Source organism: Metabacillus hrfriensis (assembly GCF_030127205.1).
GTDB classification, from domain to species: Bacteria; Bacillota; Bacilli; order Bacillales; family Bacillaceae; genus Bacillus_P; species Bacillus_P dongyingensis.
Map to the genome: position 1 here is coordinate 4,495,056 of NZ_CP126116.1, position 24,691 is coordinate 4,519,746.

Genomic DNA, 24,691 nt, shown 5'->3' on the forward strand with positions numbered 1-24,691 from the left:
AATGAATCTTCCTCTCTATAAACAAAGTTGTTTAAATTTTCTAAAAAAGGGCGTCTTGCACTTTATGTTTACAGCTTCACATACAGGGAAAATAAAGGGCAGATAAGTAAAAGGAGGGTTTTCCATATGGGAAGATTAAAGGATAAACTGGCGGTTATAACTGGAGCTGCAACCGGGATTGGCGCTGCGACTGCGGAGGTTTTCGCAAATGAGGGAGCAACCGTGGTTTGTGCAGATATCAAGGAAGAGCAGCTGCAAGAGACGGTTGAAGCCATTCGCTCAAATGGAGGACAGGCGGAGGCTTATTATCTGGATGTTGCCAATGAAGAGAGTGTGGTCTCTTTTGCTGAAAAAATAAAACAGGTTTACGGTAAGATTGATATCCTCTTCAACAATGCAGGTGTCGATCAGCAGGGCGGCAAAGTGCACGAATATCCTGTTGAACTGTTTGACCGTATAATGGCTGTGGATTTGCGCGGAACATTTCTATGCAGCAAATATTTGATTCCGCTTATGCTTGAAAATGGCGGTTCCATTATAAATACCTCCTCAATGTCCGGCCGTGCAGCGGATCTTGACCGATCAGGGTATAACGCCGCAAAAGGCGGCATCACAAACTTTACAAGAGCTATGGCCATCGATTATGCCCGGAATGGAATTCGGGTGAACTCTTTATCTCCAGGCACAATTGAAACACCCTTAATTGATGCCCTTGCAGGCAGCAAAGAAGAAGAAATGGGACAGAAATTCAGAGATGCTAATAAGTGGATGACGCCACTGGGCAGATTAGGAAGTCCAAAAGAAATAGCGACTGTAGCTCTCTTCCTGGCATCCGAAGACAGCTCTTATGTGACGGGAGAAGATATTACGGCAGATGGCGGAATTATGGCCTACACCTGGCCGGGAAAAATGCTGATTGAAGAAAAATGGAAGAAAGAAACGGAATAACACGGGTACTCCAGCTTTTAGGAGTACTTTTTTTCCGCTTGTATTCTCTGTAATTCCCATCAATGCTACAATATAGGAAATTGACACTAAACAGCCAGGAGGTCACGCCTTGAAACTGCCGACATGCACGTCTTGCCATTATAAATTCACCTGGAAAGAAACGCTTCTAACCACGCTGAAATTTACTAGAATTCTAACATGCCCTAAATGCGGAACAAGCTTGTATCCAACCCCTAAATCAAGAACAAAGGGAACACTCTTAATTGCAATCCCAATCGTTGCTGCGAGTTTTATCAGTTCCATGGCGGGTGCTGATGCTGCAGTAAGAATAACAGCCATTATTCTTGCAGGAATGCTATCCGTCCTGCTGTCGCCTTACTACTATGAATACATAGAAGAAGATAAGCCATTATGGTAAATAATGGGGTCTGAATCATACAATTCACATAGTGAATAGCAGGACTTTTCTGCCGTTAAATCTTGCTGGTTACTGTGTTATTTCCATTCTCATTTTGTTCCTGCACGATTCATAGTTTAATAGAACAATCACTATGTGCTGCATTCCCCGCCGTTTGCTGCAAAAATATCTGCCTTTGTTGATTTTATATATATCTTTAACGAGCCGCCGCTTACACCAAATACTTCTCCTTTGTGCGTCCAGCCATACTTTTCATAATACCCTTCCAAATCCGTGCTTAAATAAAGATTTTCAAATCCTTTCCTGCTTGTTTCTTCTATGGCATGCTTAAGCAGTCGGGAACCAATTTCTTTTCCTCTATGCTCTGGAAGTACATATAAACAAGCAAGCCAAGGATATATGTCCTGACGGCTGTTAAGATCATTTCTAATTAATGCAAACGTCCCCACTATACAATCATCTATTATCGCTATATAGAACCTTGGTATTTCATCTTCAGTTTTGCATGAATGAATCATACAATCTTGATAAAACTTATAATTGTGTTCGTTTCCCCACTCTTCCCAAAAAACAGCAACTGCCTTGTCAAATAAGTCTATCCGCTGTTGTATTTCAATTATTTCCAAAAAGCTGCTCTCCCCTCAATACAAATTCTTGATAAAACTTTGGTGAACCTTCTGATAAAGTTCTTTTTCTCAAAAGACCTATTTATGGTGGCTTCCGTCAAATGGTCCAATATAGATAGACGCCTCTCCAGTTAAGAAGCGCCATTTTATTGATTATCATTTAATAAAATTGTTTTTCAGACAATCCTCTTTTTTGTTATAAAACTTCAAGATAAATAGTGACACCGTCATTTAGCCTATTTCCCCCGCGGTCCAATCATATCGAGCGGATTCACATACTTATCAAATTCCTGTTCGGTCAGCAATTGAAGCTTTAATGCAGCTTCTTTCAGAGTGCTTCCATCTTTATGGGCCTCTTTCGCTATTTTTGCTGCATTTGCATAACCAATATGAGGATTCAAAGCTGTTACAAGCATCAAAGATTCATTTAAATATTTATCTATTACATCCAAATTCGGCTTGATGCCAATCGCACAATGGTCATTAAAGGAGTGAATCGAGTCAGCAAGCAGTCTGACCGATTGCAGGAAATTATACATAATAACCGGCTTGAACACATTCAGTTCAAAATTTCCCTGACTTGCTGCAAATCCGATCGTTGCATCGTTCCCCATCACTTGTGCTGCCACCATCGTAATGGCTTCACTTTGGGTTGGGTTCACTTTTCCGGGCATAATGGAGCTTCCCGGTTCATTTTCAGGTATGGTAATTTCGCCGATCCCGCACCTAGGACCGCTTGCAAGCCATCTTACATCATTTGCAATCTTCATTAAATCTGCTGCAAGTCCTTTTAAGGCCCCATGAACAAAGACAATCTCATCATGACTGGTCAGGGCGTGAAACTTGTTTTCTGATGTGCGGAATTTTGTTGCTGTATATAGACTGATCTCTTCAGCTACAAGTCTCCCAAAATCAGGATGGGCATTGATCCCCGTGCCTACCGCTGTACCTCCTATTGCAAGATCCCTCATTTTTTCTACAGATAACAGAATCATATCTTTCGATTTTTGCAGCATATGAACCCAGCCGCTTATTTCCTGGCCCAATGTGAGCGGGGTAGCATCCTGAAGATGTGTTCTGCCGATCTTGACGATATCTTCATTTTCTTTGGATTTGTTTACAAGTGTTAAATAGAGCTTATCAATTGCCGGAACCAATGAATCAAAAACAGAGAGCACTCCTGAAACATGCATAGCTGTCGGAAACGTATCGTTCGAGCTTTGTCCCATGTTGACATCATCATTGGGATGAATGACTTGATCAGACTCATTTAACAGCGCGTTTCCCCTGTTTGCAATCACTTCATTTACATTCATGTTGCTTTGCGTTCCGCTTCCTGTCTGCCATACAACCAGAGGAAAGTGTTCATCAAGCTTTCGGCTTAGGATATCATCGCATACTTTCACAATCGCTCTCTCTTTTTCAGCGCTTAGCTTTCCTAATCTTCCATTCACTTTAGCTGCGCTTCTTTTTAGAATAGCGAATGCGTCAATCAGCTCCTGAGGCATTCTTTCCATACCGATTTTAAAGTTTTCTTTGCTTCGCTGTGTCTGAGCCCCCCAAAACTTATCTGCAGGAACTTTAATCTCACCCATCGTATCTCTTTCGATTCGAAATTCCACTTTCTCCACCTCCGCATTTTTATCCTTACCCTTTTATTCAAGAAAAGTTCATATAAACCTTTTTAACACACCTATTCTTCCGCTGCTTTTTTGATAAAATATAGAAAAACGGCGGTGGATACCCCGGAATCAGCAGTCTCCTTTAAGACTTGCACCGTGAAAAGATTTGCTGCTTCAAAACCAGCCATTTTTGCAGAAAAAATTCTGAAGCATTTCAAAATGGATTTCTATTTTGATCAAATAGCCGGCAGCAGCCTTGATGGCACACTTATCGCCTAGTCAGACATCATCGCAGAAGTTCTGAAGCATTATCCTGTTAACCCGAAATCAGAGATTTGACCGTGAGCAGGATATCATCGCAGCAAGAGAAAATAACATTGCTTCAATTGGGGTTTTATACGGATATGGTTCGAAAAAAGAACTGGGTTCTGCTGCACCGGATTTTCTGGCGCCATCAGTGGACGAACTAAAGAAAACCCTTATGCACCAAGGAAATTCACAGCTTAATCAAACGTTTGTTTAACTATTAATGAGGTGATAGAATGGGAGATTTCTTCGTACTGACAGCGGCATTGCTGCTCTTAATTTTTGTTTTAGATACGCTTGCAAAATTGAAGGGTTCAAGTAAGGACAAGAACGAAAACATTCTTAAACTATATTTAGGGTTTTTAATCCTTATTGCCATTTCCGTTATTCCCTATAAATTGTGGAAGCTCACAGGCAGCCATCATAGTCCTGACGGCATGCTCGTCACGGCAGGTGCTGCCCTTGCCATGATTGTTTTCGTTATCAGTTTTTATTCCCGCAGAGTTAAAAATCATGCATGAGAGGCTGCCGGGAAACATACAAGTCCTCACAACAGTGAAAACCGGATCTAGAATTTGCAGGATTATTTAAGAAATAAAAAAACTTCAGCGGAAACGCTGAGGTTTTTTTATAGTTCTTCTATCCGGTTAAACTCCCGCAAGAGTCTCAGCTTTTCAAGCGTAATCCAGCCCTTCCATTCTTCTTTAGCAAGAAGCCAAATATCTTCATATTGCCCCCAAGACCAGGCTGGTGCAAAGCTGCCGTCATCGGTTTGCTGTTCAATGATGAAATCAAGATTCTGTTCCACGCTTTCAGCGAATAATGGATAATACCTGGAGCTTGGTGACTGAATCACACCCGTCGGCTGGAGTCCGTATCCTATCCAGTCTTCTGGATTTCTGATGATGCATTTGCTAACAAATTCATCCAGATGAACGGTCATTTCACGGCGGGATACGTGCGGCGCTTTTTCAGCAAGTCTAAGATAGCAAAGCAATTCATGAAATTCATATTCCTGAAGGCCCTGAAGATGGCTGATTGCATGATCAGTCAATTCAGAAAGCATGCTTTCTGGTATCAATTTTTTATATTCATAAAAATAACCCAGTACTTCAGCATTTGGATTTCCCCAATCTGCCCCAGCCTTTTGGTAATTCCACCAGGGTGCCCTCGGTGCAGATTCTACCTCAGGGGGCACTTTTTCCCAACCATGAAGTTCTGGTTGATAGCTCTGAATGAAATAAGCAATAGTGTTGTTAAGAATTTCGTCTTCTTCATCCGCGTTCACTCTGGATAAATACTGCATGCCGACCGTTGAGGCAAGTGCTGATGAATCTGAACATCTGAAATCCGGCTCAAGTCCATTCCCGAAGCCGCCATCTTGATTCTGATATGTTTTAAGCTCCATTAGCACATCTTCTTTAGAGCCATTCTCAAATTCAAAAAGATATAAAGCGCGGTCAACCTTTCGCGCTTTTTCAAGCATAAATTTCCGCGCTTTAAGAAATTGCCCCTTTGTAAACTGCTTCATAACCTTAAGCCCCCCTACTTTTTCAGTCTGATGATTACCTTTGTGCCTTTGCCAAGTTCGCTTTCCATTTTGAATTCCCCATTATGCTCGGTAATGATTTTGTTGCTGATTGTAAGACCCAGTCCAATGCCTTTTTCTTTTGTTGTAAAAAAAGGCGTTCCGAGTTTTTCCAGACGCTTTTCATCAATACCTGTCCCATTATCCTCAAACGTCAGCTGATAAAATAAATCATCCTTGTTTTCTCCTCTTATTTTAAGGCTGCCTCCGTCCGGCATAGCTTCTATGGCATTTTTCATAACATTGATGAATACTTGTTTCATTTGATTTTTTTCACATTCTATTTTTGCGGCATCTGAATCAAATTTAAGATCGATAGCCACATTTCTGAGGGAAGCCTCTGGATTTAATAAAATCATCGTGTCTTTAAGAAGTTCTACAACATTAGTGCATTCTTTCAGATGAATAGCCTGGGGCCTTGCCAGTGCCATAAATTCATTGACGATCTGCTCAATTCGGCTTAATTCATCCATGATGACATTCTGATATTTTATCTCATTCTGGTCCCTGTCTTTTTCAGTCAGCAGCTTAAAGAATCCCTTAATGGATGTAAGCGGATTCCTGATTTCATGGGCAACACCAGCTGCAAGCTCCCCTAGTACGGTAAGCTTCTCATAGTTGCGGATATATTCTTCGACTTTTCTTTTTTCAGTAATATCCCTTGATATGAACACAATGCTTTCTGGGTCCCCATGCTGATTGAAAACAGCCATTCCTTTTCCCTCAAACAAGACAGCCTGTCCTGTATGACTGATCTTGTGATAAGGGATGGTGACAGGTCCTTTTGTGGTTAAAAGGGTGTGTATAATCCCTTCTGCTTTAGCATGATCATCAACAAGTATATATTTAAAGACATTTTGCCCGATCATACGCTCAGGCTCATATCCCAGGACTTTTTTATAAGAGGGCGATGCGTATATATAATTTCCTTTAAGATCGACTACACATATTAAGTCGTTGCTGTGTTCTAAAATGATCCGGTACTTGCTTTCGCTTTTTCTCAATTTTTCTTCTGTTTGCTTCCGCTGTGTAATGTTTCTTGAAATGACGATCGCATGCTTTAAGGATTCATTTTCAGTGACGGGAATTCCATGCGACTCAAGCCATATATAAGTATGATCCTTGCATAAATATCGATACTCAACCGTCATCTGTCTATTTTCCTTGAGCATTTTATAAAATTGGCCGGCAATCAGCTCCCTGTCCTCCGGATGAACGAATTGAAAAGGAGTGTATCCGACTGCTTCTGATATATCATACCCAAGTACTTCTTTATAAGACGGAGATACATAGGTGAAAAGTCCGTTTGCATCTAGAAGCCCAACGATATCACGCATATTTTCAGTAATCAGACGGAACTTTTTTATCGTTTCCTCGTGTTCTTGTTCAAGTTTTTTCTTAATTGTGACATCTCTTATAATCACCTGGGTGGATTGCCTGTCCCCCCATATGTTTGGCAGTGATGTTACTTCCATGGTTAAGGGCAATCCTCGTCTGGTATACCAGATCTGTTCCATTGAAGACGGTGTGAAACCATTTTTTGTATCGGTGATCCGCTGCTCAATTATCTCTCTATGCTGAGGATCAATTGAATTCCAGATGGATTTTCCAATGAGATCCTCCTTGCACTTTAACTCTAACAGATTCATGGCAGAAGGATTTATATATGTCCACTTTCGGTTTTCGTGAATTAAAAATGCGGTTGGAGAGTTCTCAAGCTGATTAAGATAGACTTCCATTAAGCCATCGAGTCTTTCCTGAGAAAGAAATTTCTCTTCATGAGCCTGTTCTTGCTTCTTCATCGCGGTCCATCTCCTCCAAATACATACATATCCTTAATATATCAAAAATTCAATTAATAAGGTACTGCCCTAGTAGCGAATAAATAAAAAGCCCGTATTTTATGATCAATACGGGATGTGTTTCTAATGAATTTTGACTCTTCCACGGCATTGTTGATTTTCACTCACTTTTAATGAAGCTTCGTATTAGCCATTAATTAATAATCCCATGGTGGACTATTTCCACACTTACTTTAGGTTCAATCAGGATGTTTGGATAATCCTCCTCCCATTTTACCTTTTTCCAGATAGCGGGATGATAGGCAATGAGCTCTCTCCCAATACCAACGGACTGAAATCAGGTACAATGAACCACATGATTGTTTCTCAAGCATACTCAAAATTTATAATTGTGAAAATTATCACTTGCAAGATTGCCGATTTACCTGCTATATTGCTAACAAATGAATATTTTTTCATTCTGCTGGGGGAGTCCATGATGCTGGACTGAGAGAAGAACGCAATTCTTTGACCCTTTGAACCTGATCTGGATGATGCCAGCGTAGGGAAGCGGTGTGGCGTAGGCCGTTTTTTTTGGCTTTTTACACATACTGTTCCAAGGGTTCTGTTCATTAACAGAACCCTTTTTCTATTTCTTTCGCGGGTGCAGATCAAAACTCTATTAAACGATATAAGGAGGAGTTAAGATTGGATTTCGCATTCACTAAACAGTTTGATGGCAGCAAAAAGATGTATAAAACAGGATCAAGAGAGGACATTCGTGTTCCATTTCGGAAAATTGAGCTTGCACAGGATAATGAACCAGTGCTTGTTTATGATACGAGTGGTCCTTATACGGATCAAGCCGCTGCCATTGATATTAAAAAGGGGTTACCTGAAGTCAGAAGAAGCTGGATTTTTGAACGGGATGATGTGGAAGAATATTCAGGTCGCAGAGTCAAGCCTGAGGATAACGGCCGACAAGGGGATATGACTTCAAATGAAAACGTCTTTACTGGCGATAGAAAAGTACTGCGGGCAAAAAAGAATGCCAATGTCACTCAGCTTCATTACGCCAGAAAAGGAATCATTACACCTGAGATGGAGTTTATAGCCATTCGTGAAAACATGGACCCTGAGTTCATTAGAAGTGAAGTTGCAAGCGGCAGAGCCATTATACCTGCAAACATCAATCATAGAGAAAGTGAACCTATGATCATAGGCAAACATTTTCATGTCAAAATTAATGCAAATATAGGCAACTCTGCAGTAACCTCATCCATTGAAGAAGAAGTTGAAAAAATGACATGGGCAATCAAATGGGGTGCTGACAACATCATGGATTTATCGACAGGCAAAGATATTCACACCACCCGGGAGTGGATTATCAGAAATTCACCAGTACCGGTTGGAACAGTGCCCATCTACCAGGCGCTTGAAAAAGTAAAAGGCATTGCTGAGGATTTAACCTGGGAAGTGTACAGAGATACCTTAATTGAACAGGCGGAACAAGGGGTCGATTACTTTACAATCCATGCAGGTGTTTTGCTGAGGTATATCCCTCTTACAATTAAAAGAACAACCGGGATTGTATCAAGAGGAGGATCCATTCTTGCAGGATGGTGCTTAGCCCACCACGAAGAAAACTTTCTCTATACCCATTTTGAGGAGATTTGCGAGATTTTAAAACGTTATGATATTTCCATTTCATTAGGCGATGGCCTGCGTCCCGGATCGATTGCAGATGCAAATGATGAAGCACAATTTGCAGAACTTGAAACCCTGGGTGAGCTCACGAAAATCGCATGGAAGCATGACGTACAGGTGATGATTGAAGGTCCTGGCCATGTTCCAATGCACATGATTCGCGAAAATGTAGAAAAGCAGCAGGAAATTTGCCATGAGGCACCTTTTTATACACTTGGACCATTAACGACAGATATCGCACCAGGCTATGATCATATCACTTCAGCTATAGGTGCAGCGATGATTGGCTGGTTCGGTACCGCGATGCTTTGCTATGTAACGCCGAAAGAGCATTTGGGATTGCCTAATAAAGATGATGTTCGCGAAGGAGTCATTGCCTATAAAATTGCTGCACACGCCGCTGACCTAGCCAAAGGACATCCTAATGCACAGTATAGAGACGATGCCCTGTCTAAAGCGAGATTTGAATTCCGCTGGGAAGATCAATTTAATCTTTCCCTTGATCCTGACCGTGCAAAGGAATATCATGATGAAACGTTACCTGCCGAAGGAGCTAAAACCGCTCATTTCTGCTCGATGTGCGGGCCAAAATTCTGCTCGATGAGAATTTCCCACGATTTAAGAAATACTGTTAAAGAACAGGAAATTGAAGAAGGACTGAAGCAAAAGTCAAAAGAATTTGTTGAAAACGGTTCAGCTATCTATCAGTAGACCATTTAGGCTGTGAACGTTCTGCCGGTTCATTGAATCATTTTAGGGGCGAACCTTGTATTACTTTCCAAACCGGTCCATTTACTGTCCGAAATGTCCGTAATACTGGCGAAAAACAGGAAAATACTTTCTTATTTGAATGAAATACTTTCTTTTTTACAAAAATCTCCTAAACCATAAAAAAACAGCGGAATGCATGCATTCCGCTGTTTTCATCTATTACTGTATCGCCTGCAAACCAGCCTGGTTCAAGAAGTTCCAAGGCTTGTTGTAATGAGGCTGGAAGAAGAAGTCGACAAAGCCAAGCTCATCAATCGTCATGCGATTTTGGATGCAGACTGATAGAGTATTAATTGATTGAGTCAAATCCGCTTTTGACATCACTTGTGCACCGACAATTCTTCTTGTCTCTTCTTCATAAACGACCTTTAAAGTGACAGGTTCATAGGATGGCATAAACTCAGGGCGATCGTTTTCTAAGATTGTGATACTTTTCACATTCATATCCATAAAAGAAGCAGCTGTTTCTGTCATGCCTGTTGAAGCGATGTTATTTTCATAAATTTTAATGCCTGATGTACCTTGAGTACCCATATATTTAATCGTTTTGTTCACTAAGTTTTTAGCGACTAATGTTCCCATCCGGACGGCATTAGTAGCTAATGGAATATAAGCATGCTTCCCGGTTGGATTATAGAGAATCGCGCAGCTGTCGCCTGCTGCAAAAATATCTTCATTGCTTGTTTGCATATACTCATTTACGATTATAGCGCCATTATCAAGCATATCAACTTGCCCTTGAAGCAAACCTGTATTCGGCTTAAATCCTATGCAAAGAACAACTAGATCTGTCTCGTACGCGCCTTTGGTTGTCACTACTTTTGAAACATTGCCGTTTTCGCCTTCGAATTTGCTGACTGTTTCACCCAGAGCAAGAGTAATGCCGCGATTTTCAAATTCATCTTCAATGACTTCTGTATATTCCGGATCTAGATATTTACTTAAAATGCGGTCTGAACTGTCTATTAAAGTAACATCTTTTCCGTATGATTCAAACGCTTCTACAAGCTCAATCCCAATATAGCCTGCCCCGACTACTGTGATTTTCTGGGCCTCCTTCGCTTTTTCGATAATATTATTAGCGTGGTTAAAGTTTTTAGAAAGCACGATATTATTTAATTGAATTCCCTCAAGCGGAGGCACGATCGGCCATGAACCTGTTGTCATCACTAATTTATCATACGTATCTTCGAACGTTTCCCCTGTTTCAAGGTTTTCAGCTGTGAGTGTTTTCGCTTCTGAATCAATAGAAGTTACGGCATGCTTCATTTTCATCGCAACTCCCATGTTCTCAAGTTCTTGAGGTGAAGAGTAAAATAAGCCCTGTGCGTCCTGAACAACTCCTCCTACATATAATGCGATGCCGCAAGATAAGAAAGAGACATTATCATTTTTTTCATAAACGGTAATTGCTGCATCCGGATAAAGCTTCGTCATATTTGAAACTGCTGCTGTTCCAGCATGTGTACATCCAATCACTGCGATTTTCATAAGTGCAGTTCCTCCCTTTAAAATTGTTTGTGAATGTTTTCACATTATATTGTGAAGTAATTCACATACATTGCTTAATTCATATTATATTCCCTTATTTTTAAAAACGCAAGAAATATTGTGAAGTTTTTCACATAAAGTTTTTTTCCCTATTTATACCTATCCATCGTCCTATAGTCATGGTAAAATTTTTACAATACTCTGAAAAGTGAACGCGGGGTTTTTTAAATGAAATCAACAATTGAAATCTCCAGGCATATCCTTCTTTTTCTCTTAATCGTTCTATCTCTCATTCTAGTCGTTCTATTCCCAAGAGATGTTGAAATAAGTGCTGAGGGCAGAGCACAGACTGTCATATTTGACTATCAATTTTCATGGTCTGCCTATCAAGAAAACATAACATCCTTTTTCAGCGGTCTTTATCAGGAAAAAAGCTTTGGACTGACCAAATATGAACGTCCTGTGGAAGAAGAAATGAAACTGTATTTTTCAAGAAGCATGAAAATCATTGTGACTGCTCTCATCCTTGGTTTGTTTTTCGGAATTCTGAAAGGAGTTTATGATGCAGCGCACCCGAGTTCGCTCGGAATGATTTTCGGAAAAGGATTTACATGGGTGCTGCAGGCCATCCCTGATTTCTTTCTGTTTCTCTGTTTACAATGGGTGCTCATCATCTATTTCAGGGAATATGCCGATATTTTTGGACACGAGAAATGGTACAGTTTTTTATTTCCAGCTTTATTGGTATCCATTTACCCTGCCCTGTACATAAGCCGCATTACGGCTGCAACCTTTCAGGAACAGGAAGGCAAGCAATATATTACGGTTGCCCATTCAAAAGGGCTGCCGCAGGCTGTTATCACATTTAAGCATATTCTTAAAAACAGCGCAGTCCAAATCCTGAATCATACAAGTTCAATGATGATCTATCTTCTTTCTAATCTGTTGCTTGTAGAATATCTGCTCGATTACAAGGGGGCTGCATACCGTCTATACGAAGCGTTTAATGTAACTCCTGTCTTAAGTGTTGGTTTGAACACAGCAATAGAGCAAAATGTCATCATCGTATTCGGCACTTGTTTCATGATTCTGGTTCTTATTGTTCAAATCACGAGCGGACTTATTAAAAGAATGATAGATCCAAGGGAGCGAGGGGCATGAGAAATAAAACCCTGTTATTCGGAAGCGTTATGCTTGCTGCTATTCTATTGATTTCTCTGATAGGCCCTCTTTTCCCCTTAGTACAAGCAGGGATAGAAGAACAGAGAATGGTTTTTATAAACAGCACCACCTATGAACGGGCACCATTCCCTCCCTCACTGCAGCATCCCTTTGGATCTGATGATGATGGGAGAGACATTCTCAGCCTCATTATCATGGGAGCAAAAGACACACTGCTCCTAATTTTCAGCATTACGGCCATAAGATATCTAGCTGCCGTCTTACTTGCTTTTTTAGGCTCCAGCAAAAAAAGTCCGTTCCGGCTGCTGATTTATGGCTTAAACGGTTTTGCAGCAAGTCTTCCCTTAATTTTCGCAGCCATTCTCTTTATTACAATGCCCATGTTTACCTTCAGCCCCAATCGCGTGCTCTGGGTTATTCTCTTTCTCTCACTGACTGATGCAGGCAGAGTTGCTTTTATTATTCAGCAATCGATGAGCAGCCTTTCTCATTCTCAATTTGTAGAAGCAGGAGTAACTGTCGGCAATAACCAAATGGGACTTTTCATTCGCTATTACCTGCCAAATTTATTGCCGGAGCTGATCGTTCAATTTTTTATGGACCTTGGAAAAGTTGCACTTTTGTTGGGACAGCTCGGGATTCTATCTATTTTTGTCACACAGGTTTTTGTTCAGACTACCTATGGATATGGAGAACTGCAAAATACTAGCCTGAATTGGTCTACTCTTCTCGGCATGGCGAGATCAGATATATTAAGAGGCTTCTGGATTCCATTTTTTCCTGCACTCTCCCTGACATTGCTGATTTTCACCTTTAACATGATCAGTGAAGGTCTCAGACAGCATTTCAGCCGTGCTTAAACGGTGTTATAATAGCGAATGCCTGACTGCAGAGACAGTCAGGCACCTTTTTTATATTTGGTCTTTATCAAACCATCCCTTCCGTTTAAACCAAATAAACATCATGAAACTTAAAAAGCCCATTCCGCCAAGCACATAAAAATAACCGTACTCCCACCTGAGTTCAGGCATGTTCTCAAAATTCATTCCATATACCCCCGCTATAAATGTCAGCGGCATAAATATTGTTGTAATCACAGTCAGCGTCATCATCACAGTATTTGCGCGATAAGAGTTGACTGAGATATAATTTTCTCTAATTTCAGCAGTGAAATCCATATTGGCAGAAATCAGCTCGGACAGCTTTATTAGATGGTCATATACATTCATGAAATACGTTCTTTCACTCTTTGGGATACTCAGTCTTTCTGAATTTAATAGCCGGTAAAGCAAATCTCTCATTGGAAAAATGGTCCGCTTTAGCTTAAGAAGCCCTGAACGCGTTTCAAAAACCTGCTTCATTATCTGCTTTATTCTGTATTCCCCGCTCTCAAGCGCATTCAGCGTCTCTTCCATTTCTGTTATACGCGGAAAATAGAAATCAACCAGTTTATCTAACAATTCATAAAAGACATAATTGGGTGTAAGAGATTTCACATGATTTACTTGCTTTATTTTTTCATAAAGAAGCTCTGTTTCTTCAGACTGATGTAAATGAAAGGTCACAATATACTTATCAGACAAGAAAACATCCAGCTCCTCGGCCTCCATTGTTTCTTTATTGATAGAATGAAGAACGAAGAAATGATACCCTTCATAATAGTCAAGCTTTGGCCGCTGCAAAAAATGAAAACAGTCCTCTATTGCAAGAGGATGAAAATTAAAAAGATCCTTTAACACTTTCCCTTCCCAATCTTTTTCAGGGTAAATATCAAGCCAGACCATTTTATATGAATCAAGTGAAAAATTCTTTAAATCGACAGAATGAATGAGACTGCCGCTATGATCGACTGCCATCGTCTTAATCAATTTGTTCCATCTCCTTTAAATTGACACATCCCGCTTCGTAAAAGCAGCCCAGGCCGCTGCAAAAAAGATGCACAAATAAATACATAAAACAGCAATTGAAAAGCCCATTGTTGTCCCCTCAAATAACGGCCTGTTCCCTTCAAGATGCTGCTTGAGGCTGGTGTTGGCAAACAAGATGTATTTTCCCCACTCAAGGTTATAATGAGCAAGCAGTTGAACGAAGGTTTTACCTGAAAACGTGATGAACATCGACAGGCCTATAGCGAGAGAGCTGTTTCTAAATACCGCAGAAATCATAAAAGCGAACGTTGATATCATGATCATCTCAATCAAAACGGTAAGATAGTTCAGGCTGATGCCTTTCATTAACTCTGTATCGCCCGTTCCGCCCTCTGTCCCAAAGAAAAGCAGTCCGAGCAAAATAGACAGGGCAAAGTAGAAGAGTAAAAAGTACAATCCGAACAAAACAGTAGTGATGTATTTCGACAGGAGAATTTTCGTGCGGACTACAGGGCGGATGAGCAGGAACTTAATGGTTCCCCACGTAAATTCATTTGCCACAATCGCTCCCGCAATTACAAGTGAAAAGAAAGGCAGAACAAATAAGAAGCCTGTAGTCAGAGATACATACCCCAGTACATTTTCATCTGTTCCGGCTCCGGAAAACATTCGTTTTGATATGACTGCCATTAATATACTGATCACAGCAAGTGTAATAAAAAGGACATTGGTGCTTTTCTGAAAAAGCAACTTCATATGCTCGATTTTAATTAACTTCATCATGAAGCATTTCCTCCGTAAGCTCGATAAAGGAGTCTTCCAATGACTTATAGACAGGCTGGATGGAATAGACATCTATCTTTCCTTGCACGAGAATTTGGTTAATCTTTGGGATATCTTCTTTCTTAATGAATAGAGAGATGCCGTTATTGTATATGGATGCGGAGTATTCAGGCTTTAAAATTTGCAAAGCTCGTTCTCCCTCAGTTAGTTCAAACCGCACCTTAATGAGTTCATCTTTCTGACTTCCAATCTCATTTACTGCAGCGATTTGCCCCCTTCTAATAATGGCTGCTCTTGTACACAGCTCCTCTACTTCTTTGAGAAGATGAGAAGCAATGATAATGGAGACATTCTCTTTTTCGCAAAGATCTCTTAAATAGGTTCTAAGCTCCCTGATGCCTGATGGATCTAGTCCGTTTGTCGGTTCATCCAGGATAAGCAGCTTAGGTTTATGTAAAATGGCCTGTGCAATTCCCAGGCGCTGTCTCATTCCAAGCGAGTACGTTTCCACTTTGTCGTGAATCGCGTCCTTCAAATGAACAAGACCGACAACGTCTTCAATCCGCTTTTTACTGATATCTCCATGCATATCAGCAAAGTGCGAAAGGTTCTGATAACCGGTCATAAATGGATAAAATTCCGGGTTTTCCACAATGGCTCCCGCATGTGAAATTGCTTTTTCAAATTCGCTGTGCACAGAGTGCTGATTGATTCTGATTTCTCCGGAATCAATCTTAATAAGTCCAAGGATTGCCCTGATTAATGTCGTTTTTCCAGAACCATTGGGACCAAGCAGTCCGAATATTTCTCCTTCATATATGTCTAAGGAAATTTGATGCAGCAGCTGCTTTTGCCCAATCGACTTGTCCAAATTTTTCACGCTAAGAATGATCTTCTCCATGAAGCATTCCTCCTCATATCAACAGTATATACCGGACTATGGAGATTCGGAAAGAAGGATAGCAGGGAACACAAATAAGAAAAGCGCAAGCGACCGTTTAGCGCAGGCAGATAAGTCCGGGTTTGACTGATTGGTTCTGGCCGAAGAGCTGGGTAATAGGCACGACATCCATTCACAGTATTTTATCATTTCCTATCTCCTGAAAAAAACTGCTGATATGAAACACTCAGGAAGTTTTCAGGGTAAATAGCTGAATTTTAAAAACTAAAAGGGAGCACACTTGGTCATCGAAATGACATTAGCACGCTCCCTGTTCTAAACTTTATCTCAACTAAGCTCTTCTCTGTTTCGCTTTTAAGCGTTTATGCTTTTAAGCGATAAAGTAACTGTCTTAATAATATCTCTCTTTTTGTATAGCGTCAAGGTCTTTTTTATATTAATATCTACTGAAAAGAGACCCGCGCAAGCTTTGAGTCCCTTTAAGAGTTACATTTGATCATTCTTTTTTGCAGATGCTGTTTCCGTCAGAGAATTCATGTTTTTCTGCACCTTCGTGCTGTAAGTAAAATCGCCATAGCAGTAAGGATAGCGGAAGTTCCCTTTATCTCCTCCGCAGTTGTAGATATCCGGCTGTTTTTTCACCTGTATCATCGAAAATTCTTTTGCAAGGTCCTCGCTGTGTTTTCCGCCATTTTTTACAATAAAGTCAATGTAGCCAGTTCCCATATTATAAGCTTGAATGACTGTCAGCTCGTCCACATTTCGTTCTTTTCCGTATTGTAAGCTTTTTTGAAAATATTTGACGCCCTGCTCAATGCTTTTAGCCGGGTCTTCTATGGTATTTCTCGGAAGCCCGGCAGATTCAGAGGCCTGCATTGGGTCTCCGCCCACTCCTTTACTCTCTTGCTGCATTAGCGCAAGAACAAGCGGCGTATATTCTTCAAGCTGGTACTCTGCGAGTTCCTTTGAAATGAGAGGCTCATACTTCTTCACATTTTCAAATGCATCACTTGGATAGAAAGCCGGCTGTTTTGTTTCTTCTGAATATAAGATGGTCAGAATAAAAAAACCAAAAAACACAACTAAAAGAAAACCAATACTATTTTTAAGGAATTTTATCATGTTTTATCTCCGTTTCCCTTTTCCCTTGTATCTATCATTATAATGATTCTAGCAATCTCATCAACAGAGAGCATGCTTCCATCTTCTAATCATCCTAAGAATAAGGTAGAATAGGAGGGAAAGATACGGTCTGCAGTCTTTCTATCCATAAGGCCAGAGACTTAGCTGAAACTTTTTTGAACTTACCTTCGTCTTAACTCTATGAAACTTCTTGAACATTAAAGTGAGGGATTATACATGTTTGAAATAAAACAAATTGAAGCAGAACATACATACACCTTAAGACAAAAGGTACTTATGCCTGATCACTCTATCCAGGAATGCGGATATACCCGTGATAAAAAGAAAGAAACACTCCATATTGGCGCTTTTAAGGAAGAAACGCTAATTGGAACGGCATCTTTTTTCAAGGAAACACATGAAAAACTTAAGCAGAAAAATGGCTACCGTATGCGTGGACTTGCAATTGACCCTGATCACCGCAATCAGCTCCGCGGGCAGACTTTGTTATTATTCGCTGAAAATAAACTGACCCAGCTGGATGCATCCATGCTTTGGTGCACAACAAGCGTGAATAATGTTGAGTACTATCAGCACTTGGGATTCAAAGAAACGGATCACCGTTTTCACTTGCCTTCTAAAGGGCTTAATGTTTTGATGGTTAAACCATTGTAGAACCGCCTCTGGCGGTTTTTTTCATGTTGCGGGCCCGGCACTCAATTTTCATCAAAGTTAACCTGGTTCGGAGAATTTCATTTTGCAAAGTGTATTTATTAGCGATATTCCGAGGATTAATTGCGGTCTTTAACGATATTTTGCCGAATCAGAAGTCTATTTAGATTTCGGCTATTTTTCATTTTAGCTAAATAAGCGAATACAGCTCATTTAGCCATTTTATCTAAGAAAAAAGCCCGCAGCATTCTATCGCTGCAGGCTCACTTCATTTTACTTCTTTGTTTTCGATTGTCAGTTCTTTTGTATCATCCGCGTTTTTCAGCCACTCATATACTGCCTGAGAAAGATTTTTCTCAATAATCCGGTCAGCGGCAGTCGGACGTGAGCTCATGCACTGAGATTCATCAAATAACAGTTCTTTAAAATCAAGGTCCATCTGCTGCTGCAGGAATGCTCCCAGCTGTTCCGGCTGTATGGATTCATTAATAATCAAGAAAGAGTAGGTCACTCCTTTTTGATCTTTCTCCCTTAAATAATCTGCAGCGTGCATCCACACAGATTCTCCTCCGGTAACAACAAGCCCATCAACAGCGGCAGCTGCATCGCGCATTAAATCAGAAAGGTCTTCTCCAGGGAGCTGAACACAGCATACTCTCTGCTTCATATATAAAAGAGAACTGATCGTGTCTTTTACTTTCAGCACATTTGTTACAACTTCATTCAAAGCTGTATCGTATCCTAAAGAGCGGTCAGATAAAATGGAAATTGGAAGAAAGAGCAATTTCACTTGTGCAAAAGACAGCACGTCAACAGCCTTCTTGCTTCCGCCAAATACAATCACTGCGTCATATGCTTCGATGGCTTTAATAAAACTTTCCTTATTCTTAATAAGTATTTTCTCAGATACAGAGCGAATCCGGTTTTCCAAAGCTTCTGCCTTCAGTTCTGATGAAGCCGTCTGCCATTCAAGTCCTTCTATTACGCTGTTCGTTTCAGAGGCGAACTTTGTTATGTCCTGGGTGATAGACTTCGTTTCATTTATTGTATCGATACCGAGAACTCCGATGCGCATGCAATCCCTCTTTCTTTTCTATATATGCTTTTGCTGAAAAGCCGCTATGCTTGCGTACTCCTCTTTCAGAAGTCGTGAAAGGCGAATATAGATTGGTGTTAATTCTTTATAAACCTCAACATGTTCTGGGTTCGGCTTGTGGTGGTGGGTACCGCCGACCATATCTGATACTACATCAAGAGAATCAACATGTCCAAGTCCATATAAACCAAGAAGAGCAGCACCTAAGCAAGAACTCTCAAAGCTTTCTGGAACTGAAACTTCCTGATCAAAAATATCCGCCATCATTTGGCGCCATAATTCTGAACGAGCGAATCCGCCTGTAGCCTGAATACTTTTCGGCTCGCCGATCAGCTCTTCAAGTGCAAGCAGCACAGTATATAAGTTAAAAATAACGCCTTCTAATACAGAGCGTATCATATGTTCTTTTTTATGGTGAAGTGAAAGCCCGAAGAAGGAGCCTCTCGCGTTTGCATCCCATAAAGGAGCACGTTCGCCGGCCAGATACGGATGAAAGAGCAAACCGTCAGAGCCTGGCTTTACAAGTGATGCAATCTCAGTCAGCACTTCGTATGGATCTTTGCCTAAACGCTTGGCTGTTTCCATTTCAGAAGAGCCTAATTGATCGCGCACCCATCTGAAGATCATTCCGCCATTATTAACAGGACCGCCGATTACCCATTTATCATCAGTCAGGGCATAGCAAAAGATACGTCCTTTTGGATCTGTCACCGGCTTGTCGGTAACTGTCCGAATCGCGCCGCTCGTACCGATTGTAACAGCAACAACGCCAGGCTGTATTGCATTCACTCCAAGATTTGATAAAACTCCGTCACTTGCGCCAACTACAAACGGAACCTCTGCAGGAATTCCCATTTCTGCTGCATAAACAGCATCTAGTCCCGTTAAAGAAAATGTTGTATTCACAGGTTCTGAAAGATGTTCTGCCGTAATTCCTGCAACTTCAAGCGCTTCTTTATCCCAATCTAATGACTCCAGGTTAAACAATCCTGTTGCTGAAGCAATTGAATAGTCGATGACAAAGCGCTTAAACAGCTTGTGGAAAACGTACTCTTTAATGGAAATAAATTTAAACGTTTTCAAAAATAAGTCTGTTTGTTCATTTCGGATCCACGTTATCTTAGACAGCGGGGACATCGGGTGAATAGGTGTCCCTGTACGTAAATAAATCTCATGGCCATTCAGTTCTTTTGCTATTTTTTCTGCCCACTTGGCACTGCGGTTATCTGCCCAAGTCATGCAATTTGAAAGAGGTGTCCCGTCCCGGTCAACAGCGATGACACTGTGCATCGCAGAACTGAAAGACACGCACAGCAGATCAGCCGGGTCCACTTTGCTGATTACTTCCTTAATTGTTTTGATCACAGCTTGAAAGATCTCGTGCGGATTTTGTTCTGCTGTTTCAGGGTTTGGAGAATACAGCGGATACTCCACTCCAAATGTTGAAACGATTGTTCCGTCTGTTTTAAATAAAACGGATTTTGTGCTTGTTGTGCCAATATCGACTCCGATAACAAATTTCTGATTCAAGATGACTCCTCCTTACATTGCGCCAAAACCTCTAGTAGAAATATAAAAGCGCAGACGCCTTGGTCAGCTCCGACAGTCAGATAAGGATCCGCCCGAAAAAGTCAGGTATTGAGTTTTTGGCGATCCATACTTACCGGGGAGTCAGGCGCCGCAGCTAGACGCAAATTAAATTAATTTAATAAGCAAGAACTATTCATGATTAAAATTTTCTAAACAACGAAAAAGAAGATGCTTGTTACTAAGCCTCTTCCCTTCTCTTTTTAATGCCTAAACGTGTTAGTCTTTATTGACAACAGCATGTCCGCCAAACTCATTGCGCAGCGCTGCCACTACTTTTCCGGAGAAAGTATCTTCTTCTAGCGAGCGGTATCTCATCATTAAGGATAAAGCGATAATCGGCGTAGCAGTCTGAAGGTCTAATGCTTCTTCAACTGTCCATTTCCCTTCGCCGGATGAATGCATAACTCCCTTGATGCCATCTAATCTTGAGTCTTTTGAAAATGCATTTTGAGACAGCTCCATTAACCATGATCGAATAACAGAACCGTTGTTCCACACTCGTGCTACCTGCTCATAATCAAAGTCAAATTGACTCTTCTCGAGCACTTCAAAGCCTTCTGCAATAGATTGCATCATTCCGTATTCAATGCCGTTATGAACCATTTTCAAGTAGTGTCCGCTTCCTATAGCGCCGGCATATAAATAGCCATTTTCAACACAGATATCTTTAAACAGAGGTTCGATTGAAGCAAACACTTCTTTTTCTCCGCCGATCATAGTGCAGGCTCCATTTCTTGCGCCTTCCATTCCTCCGCTTGTTCCTACATCAAAGAAATGAATGCCAAGTTCCTTTAATTCGTTTCCGCGGCGAATGGATTCCTTGTAATTTGAGTTTCCGCCGTCGATCACGATATCTCCAGGCGCAAGAAGATCTTTTAATTCAGATAGCACGTTTTCTGTAATAACGCCTGCAGGCACCATCATCCAAACCGTTCTTGGAGATGGAAGTTTAGAAACTAGATCCTCAATTGAAGATGAGCCTGCCGCACCCATATTAGCAATTTTATTTACAGCATCTGAATCGATGTCAAATGCAATAACCTCATGTTTATGATCTATTAAATTAAGTGAAAGATTATAACCCATTTTCCCTAAACCGATTAAACCTACTTGCATGTTTTAAAACTCCTTTATATCTTGTTTTTGTCCTATTCCTATTATACGAAAATTTTTTTCTTCTGCAATCGTTTTCAAGAAATTTTTTTTCATATTCTTTTTGTGCTATACTTTTTTCGAAGGATAAAAAGTATTAAGAATTCAGTATTCATGTCTAGCTGCAGCGCCTGACCATGGCGCTTGGGCTTTTCTTAGTAAATGTAAGCGAGGTCATATTCTATGGGGCAAAACTGTTTAGGAAGTATTCGTTCTCATTATGCAAGGTTAAGTGAAAAAGAAAAAAAGATTGCTAATTATATTTTGGAGAACCCGAAAGAAATTATTCATAGCACGATTAATGAAGTAGCCGATAATCTTGGCGTTGCAGAAGCGACTGTTTTCCGTTTTTGTAAGCGCATAGATTTTAAAGGATACCAGGCCATGAAAATTGCGCTTGCCTCTGAAATCATGAGTCCGATCCAGCAAATCCTTGAGGAAATTAATGAAAATGACAATGAAAAGGCTGTAGCTGAAAAAGTTTTTCATTCGAATATCAGAACACTCGAAAACACACTTCAGATATTGGATTTTACTTCCATAAAAAAAGCTGCCGGCTTTCTCACAAACGCCAATCACGTTAATTTTTATGGAACGGGAGGGTCGGCCATCATAGCTATGGATGCCTATCATAAGTTTATACGTACTGGTATTTCAGCCTATGCGTTCATCGATTCGCACTTTCAGCTGATGTCGGCTTCCCAGCTGACAAACCGTGATGTTGCTGTGGTTATTTCTCACTCAGGAACGAACAAGGACACAATTAAGGTAATGAATACCGCTAAAAAAAATGGGGCAAAAACCATTGGCATTACTGGATTTCCAAAATCACCGATCGGTCAAAATGCAGATGTCACTCTCTTTACAAGCTCTGAGGAAACAGAATACCGGTCAGAAGCGCTCGCTTCAAGAATTGGCCAGCTCAGTCTGATTGATGCTCTTTATGTAAACATGATGATTTCAAACAAAGATGAAGCAAAAAAATCATTGGAAAAAGTTCGTGACGCAATTTCGGAAACACGCGTATAAGAAAAGCTGAAGCGCCTTAATCAGCTCCGAAAGGCAGATAAGAATCCGACGGAAAAGTCCGGGTTAGACTTTTTTTGCGGAGCAGCTCTGACCAAGGAATCAGGCGCTGGAGCTAGACAACAATGCGCTAATGTATATATTTACTCCTATAATTTAACAAGAGAGCCTCGGTTCTCTTTTTTTCCGGCTTTGAAAAATAAAATATTTTTTCATAAATGTATTGATTTTAAAAAATATTTTTCATATAATCGGAATCACTAGTTGAAAGTGCTTTCAAATTCTTTAAACAAGAAAGGATTTTATAAATGCTATTACTCATCGTCTTCGCAGCAATCGTTGCGCTTCTTCTGCTCATAACTGTGGCAAAGCTGAATCCTTTTGTCGCGTTAATTGTAACCGCTATCGGCGTTGGTCTTGCGACTGGGATGCCGCTTATTTCTACTAATCCCGAGGTGCCCGGCATTATTGATTCGATCAAAGCCGGCATGGGAAATACCTTAGGGTTTCTTGCAATCGTTCTTGCACTAGGTACAATGCTTGGAAAAATGATGGCAGAATCAGGCGGTGCCGAGCGCATTGCCAATACTCTGATTGCAAAATTCGGAGAAAAAAATGTTCACTGGGCAATGATGTTTGTTGCTTTTATCGTTGGGATACCTGTATTCTTCCAGGTTGGGTTCGTTCTCTTAATCCCGCTGGTATTCACAATTGCACGCCGTACTGGAGTTTCTTTAGTCAGTCTCGGGGTTCCGCTTGTAGCTGGTTTATCTGTTGTGCACGGCTTAGTGCCTCCGCATCCAGCCGCAATGGCAGCTGTTGGAATATTCAAAGCTGACGTAGGCATCACGATTCTTTACTCGATTATTGTTGGTCTTCCGACTGCGATTTTAGCAGGTCCTGTTTACGGTAAATGGATTGGTAAACGAATCCACAAAACTGTTCCAAAGGAAATTGGGGATCAGCTGACAGAACAAAAAGATGAAAACGAGCTTCCTGGCTTTTTAAATACTGTTATCACGGTTTTAATCCCAGTTTTCTTAATGCTTTCTGCTTCGATTGCAGAGCTGTTTTTATCAAAAGAAAGCACAGCATTTGAGGTTTTCCGATTCCTTGGAGATCCTGTTGTTGCTCTATTAATTGCAACCGTATACTCGTTCTTCAGTCTTGGCTTCTTCCGCGGCATGAACCGTGATAAGATCTTGAAACTGACAAACGACTGCTTGGCTCCTACTGCTACAATTCTATTAGTTATCGGTGCAGGCGGCGCGTTTAATAAAGTTCTTCTCGATTCGGGCATCGGTGATTACATTGCACAGCTTGCGCAGGAATCAAATGTTTCTCCGATTCTCCTTGCATGGGGAATTGCTGCGATGATTCGTGTTGCAACTGGTTCTGCCACTGTTTCCATGATGACAGCAGCCGGTATCGTTGCTCCAATTGCAGCAGTGATTCCGGGTGTAAACCTTGAGCTTCTTGTATTAGCAACAGGCGCTGGCTCACTCATTCTGTCTCACGTAAATGATTCAGGTTTCTGGATGATTAAAGAGTATTTTGGGATGACTGTTAAAGAAACGCTTCAAACGTGGACAGTGCTTGAGACTATCATTTCAGTTGCAGCACTTGTATTTATCTTATTGCTAAGTATGTTTGTATAAAGAAGAAAAATCCTCAGGCGATTGCCTGAGGATTTTTTTATGGTCTGATTTTAATTAATTGAATCACAGTCTTATTAATGATTTGTTTTCCGCGAAAAAAACTGACTGAATAGCATGCGGCAGCTATTGATATAGAGACAAGCAAATAAATAATCCAGTACAGATGCGTGCCTGCATGATATATGCTAAGCACTAACGCTCCTGTGAACCACAAGATAAGATGCAGGAGATGCTGAATCTTATATCGCTTTCGCTCAGCAAGTGCCTCGATAAAAGTAACCGTATAGATAACAGCTAGCATGGCATAAATAAAAGAAACAACAACGAGCATAACAATCATGCCTGATCACGCTCCTTTAAACTCCTCTACATTTTCTCACAAT

Annotated in this window: 24 protein-coding genes and 1 riboswitch; of the genes, 10 read left to right on the forward strand and 14 right to left on the reverse strand. The window is 40.8% G+C overall.

What is annotated here, in order from left to right:
- Positions 1-126: 126 nt before the first annotated feature.
- Positions 127-948, forward strand: coding sequence for an SDR family oxidoreductase (locus QLQ22_RS22305; protein ID WP_284015584.1), 822 nt, complete (start codon positions 127-129; stop codon positions 946-948).
- A gap of 109 nt (positions 949-1,057) precedes the next feature.
- A complete protein-coding gene (locus tag QLQ22_RS22310; RefSeq protein ID WP_284015585.1) occupies positions 1,058-1,366 on the forward strand; it encodes a TIGR04104 family putative zinc finger protein in 309 nt (102 codons plus the stop codon).
- Between the two features lie 131 nt (positions 1,367-1,497).
- Here QLQ22_RS22310 and QLQ22_RS22315 read toward each other — a convergent pair whose 3' ends face one another.
- Complete coding sequence (locus QLQ22_RS22315) at positions 1,498-1,992, reverse strand: GNAT family N-acetyltransferase (protein ID WP_284015586.1); 495 nt, start codon at positions 1,990-1,992, stop codon at positions 1,498-1,500.
- Positions 1,993-2,228: 236 nt separating this feature from the next.
- Entirely contained in the window at positions 2,229-3,614 is a 1,386-nt protein-coding gene (gene fumC / locus QLQ22_RS22320) for a class II fumarate hydratase (protein WP_223438134.1), read from the reverse strand.
- Positions 3,615-3,927: 313 nt separating this feature from the next.
- On the opposite strand from fumC, the gene QLQ22_RS25215 reads away from it, so the two are divergent.
- Together QLQ22_RS25215 and QLQ22_RS22325 are read left to right on the forward strand one after the other, a co-directional pair.
- Complete coding sequence (locus tag QLQ22_RS25215; protein WP_275976769.1) at positions 3,928-4,137, forward strand: HAD hydrolase-like protein; 210 nt, start codon at positions 3,928-3,930, stop codon at positions 4,135-4,137.
- A gap of 19 nt (positions 4,138-4,156) precedes the next feature.
- On the forward strand, positions 4,157-4,441 hold the full coding sequence (locus tag QLQ22_RS22325; protein ID WP_252207424.1) for a hypothetical protein: 285 nt from the start codon (positions 4,157-4,159) through the stop codon (positions 4,439-4,441).
- Between the two features lie 107 nt (positions 4,442-4,548).
- Here QLQ22_RS22325 and QLQ22_RS22330 read toward each other — a convergent pair whose 3' ends face one another.
- From QLQ22_RS22330 to QLQ22_RS22340, 3 genes are all read right to left on the reverse strand, one after another.
- Positions 4,549-5,451 carry a hypothetical protein gene (locus tag QLQ22_RS22330; RefSeq protein WP_284015587.1) on the reverse strand — a complete coding sequence of 301 codons (903 nt, stop codon included), beginning with the start codon at positions 5,449-5,451 and terminating at the stop codon, positions 4,549-4,551.
- A 14-nt stretch (positions 5,452-5,465) separates the two neighbouring features.
- Positions 5,466-7,310, reverse strand: coding sequence for a PAS domain S-box protein (locus QLQ22_RS22335; RefSeq protein WP_223438137.1), 1,845 nt, complete (start codon positions 7,308-7,310; stop codon positions 5,466-5,468).
- Between the two features lie 193 nt (positions 7,311-7,503).
- Complete coding sequence (locus QLQ22_RS22340) at positions 7,504-7,632, reverse strand: Ger(x)C family spore germination C-terminal domain-containing protein (RefSeq protein WP_223443699.1); 129 nt, start codon at positions 7,630-7,632, stop codon at positions 7,504-7,506.
- A gap of 133 nt (positions 7,633-7,765) precedes the next feature.
- Positions 7,766-7,875, forward strand: a riboswitch (TPP riboswitch).
- Between the two features lie 122 nt (positions 7,876-7,997).
- Between QLQ22_RS22340 and thiC the strand changes: the two genes are divergently transcribed.
- The gene (thiC, locus tag QLQ22_RS22345; RefSeq protein WP_223438138.1) at positions 7,998-9,707 is read left to right on the forward strand and encodes a phosphomethylpyrimidine synthase ThiC; all 1,710 of its coding nucleotides are present in this window, start codon (positions 7,998-8,000) and stop codon (positions 9,705-9,707) included.
- Between the two features lie 219 nt (positions 9,708-9,926).
- Here the strand turns inward: thiC and QLQ22_RS22350 are convergent, their stop codons facing one another.
- The gene (locus QLQ22_RS22350; RefSeq protein WP_284015588.1) at positions 9,927-11,258 is read right to left on the reverse strand and encodes an FAD-dependent oxidoreductase; all 1,332 of its coding nucleotides are present in this window, start codon (positions 11,256-11,258) and stop codon (positions 9,927-9,929) included.
- Between the two features lie 228 nt (positions 11,259-11,486).
- On the opposite strand from QLQ22_RS22350, the gene QLQ22_RS22355 reads away from it, so the two are divergent.
- Together QLQ22_RS22355 and QLQ22_RS22360 are read left to right on the forward strand one after the other, a co-directional pair.
- Positions 11,487-12,419: an ABC transporter permease subunit gene (locus QLQ22_RS22355; protein ID WP_284015589.1), complete on the forward strand. Its 933-nt coding sequence runs from the start codon at positions 11,487-11,489 to the stop codon at positions 12,417-12,419.
- Positions 12,416-13,300, forward strand: a complete 885-nt coding sequence (locus QLQ22_RS22360; RefSeq protein ID WP_223438141.1) for an ABC transporter permease — start codon at positions 12,416-12,418, stop codon at positions 13,298-13,300. The genes QLQ22_RS22355 and QLQ22_RS22360 overlap by 4 nt, the downstream gene beginning before the upstream one ends.
- Before the next feature lie 51 nt (positions 13,301-13,351).
- On the opposite strand, the gene corA is transcribed toward QLQ22_RS22360, so the two are convergent.
- From corA to QLQ22_RS22380, 4 genes are all read right to left on the reverse strand, one after another.
- Positions 13,352-14,308 (reverse strand): magnesium/cobalt transporter CorA, encoded by a 957-nt coding sequence (gene corA / locus QLQ22_RS22365; protein ID WP_284015590.1) that lies wholly within the window; start codon positions 14,306-14,308, stop codon positions 13,352-13,354.
- Between the two features lie 15 nt (positions 14,309-14,323).
- On the reverse strand, positions 14,324-15,091 hold the full coding sequence (locus QLQ22_RS22370) for an ABC transporter permease (RefSeq protein ID WP_223438143.1): 768 nt from the start codon (positions 15,089-15,091) through the stop codon (positions 14,324-14,326).
- The gene (locus tag QLQ22_RS22375) at positions 15,075-15,992 is read right to left on the reverse strand and encodes an ABC transporter ATP-binding protein (protein WP_284015591.1); all 918 of its coding nucleotides are present in this window, start codon (positions 15,990-15,992) and stop codon (positions 15,075-15,077) included. Before QLQ22_RS22375 ends, QLQ22_RS22370 begins: the two co-directional genes overlap by 17 nt.
- A 486-nt stretch (positions 15,993-16,478) precedes the next feature.
- Positions 16,479-17,114 (reverse strand): lysozyme family protein, encoded by a 636-nt coding sequence (locus QLQ22_RS22380; RefSeq protein WP_252207433.1) that lies wholly within the window; start codon positions 17,112-17,114, stop codon positions 16,479-16,481.
- A gap of 237 nt (positions 17,115-17,351) precedes the next feature.
- Between QLQ22_RS22380 and QLQ22_RS22385 the strand changes: the two genes are divergently transcribed.
- Positions 17,352-17,789, forward strand: coding sequence for a GNAT family N-acetyltransferase (locus tag QLQ22_RS22385; protein WP_223438146.1), 438 nt, complete (start codon positions 17,352-17,354; stop codon positions 17,787-17,789).
- Between the two features lie 265 nt (positions 17,790-18,054).
- Here the strand turns inward: QLQ22_RS22385 and QLQ22_RS22390 are convergent, their stop codons facing one another.
- The 3 genes from QLQ22_RS22390 to gnd all read right to left on the reverse strand — a co-directional run bounded on the left by QLQ22_RS22390 (position 18,055) and on the right by gnd (position 21,588).
- Positions 18,055-18,861: a 6-phosphofructokinase gene (locus QLQ22_RS22390; protein WP_223438147.1), complete on the reverse strand. Its 807-nt coding sequence runs from the start codon at positions 18,859-18,861 to the stop codon at positions 18,055-18,057.
- Positions 18,862-18,879: 18 nt separating this feature from the next.
- The gene (gene gntK / locus QLQ22_RS22395) at positions 18,880-20,412 is read right to left on the reverse strand and encodes a gluconokinase (RefSeq protein WP_420828806.1); all 1,533 of its coding nucleotides are present in this window, start codon (positions 20,410-20,412) and stop codon (positions 18,880-18,882) included.
- 276 nt (positions 20,413-20,688) lie between these two features.
- Positions 20,689-21,588 (reverse strand): phosphogluconate dehydrogenase (NAD(+)-dependent, decarboxylating), encoded by a 900-nt coding sequence (gnd, locus tag QLQ22_RS22400; RefSeq protein ID WP_223438148.1) that lies wholly within the window; start codon positions 21,586-21,588, stop codon positions 20,689-20,691.
- Positions 21,589-21,807: 219 nt separating this feature from the next.
- Between gnd and QLQ22_RS22405 the strand changes: the two genes are divergently transcribed.
- Positions 21,808-22,653 carry a MurR/RpiR family transcriptional regulator gene (locus QLQ22_RS22405; protein WP_284015592.1) on the forward strand — a complete coding sequence of 282 codons (846 nt, stop codon included), beginning with the start codon at positions 21,808-21,810 and terminating at the stop codon, positions 22,651-22,653.
- A 305-nt stretch (positions 22,654-22,958) separates the two neighbouring features.
- Positions 22,959-24,308 carry a GntP family permease gene (locus tag QLQ22_RS22410; protein ID WP_284015593.1) on the forward strand — a complete coding sequence of 450 codons (1,350 nt, stop codon included), beginning with the start codon at positions 22,959-22,961 and terminating at the stop codon, positions 24,306-24,308.
- A gap of 37 nt (positions 24,309-24,345) precedes the next feature.
- On the opposite strand, the gene QLQ22_RS22415 is transcribed toward QLQ22_RS22410, so the two are convergent.
- Positions 24,346-24,648: a hypothetical protein gene (locus QLQ22_RS22415; RefSeq protein WP_252207435.1), complete on the reverse strand. Its 303-nt coding sequence runs from the start codon at positions 24,646-24,648 to the stop codon at positions 24,346-24,348.
- Positions 24,649-24,691: the final 43 nt, after the last annotated feature.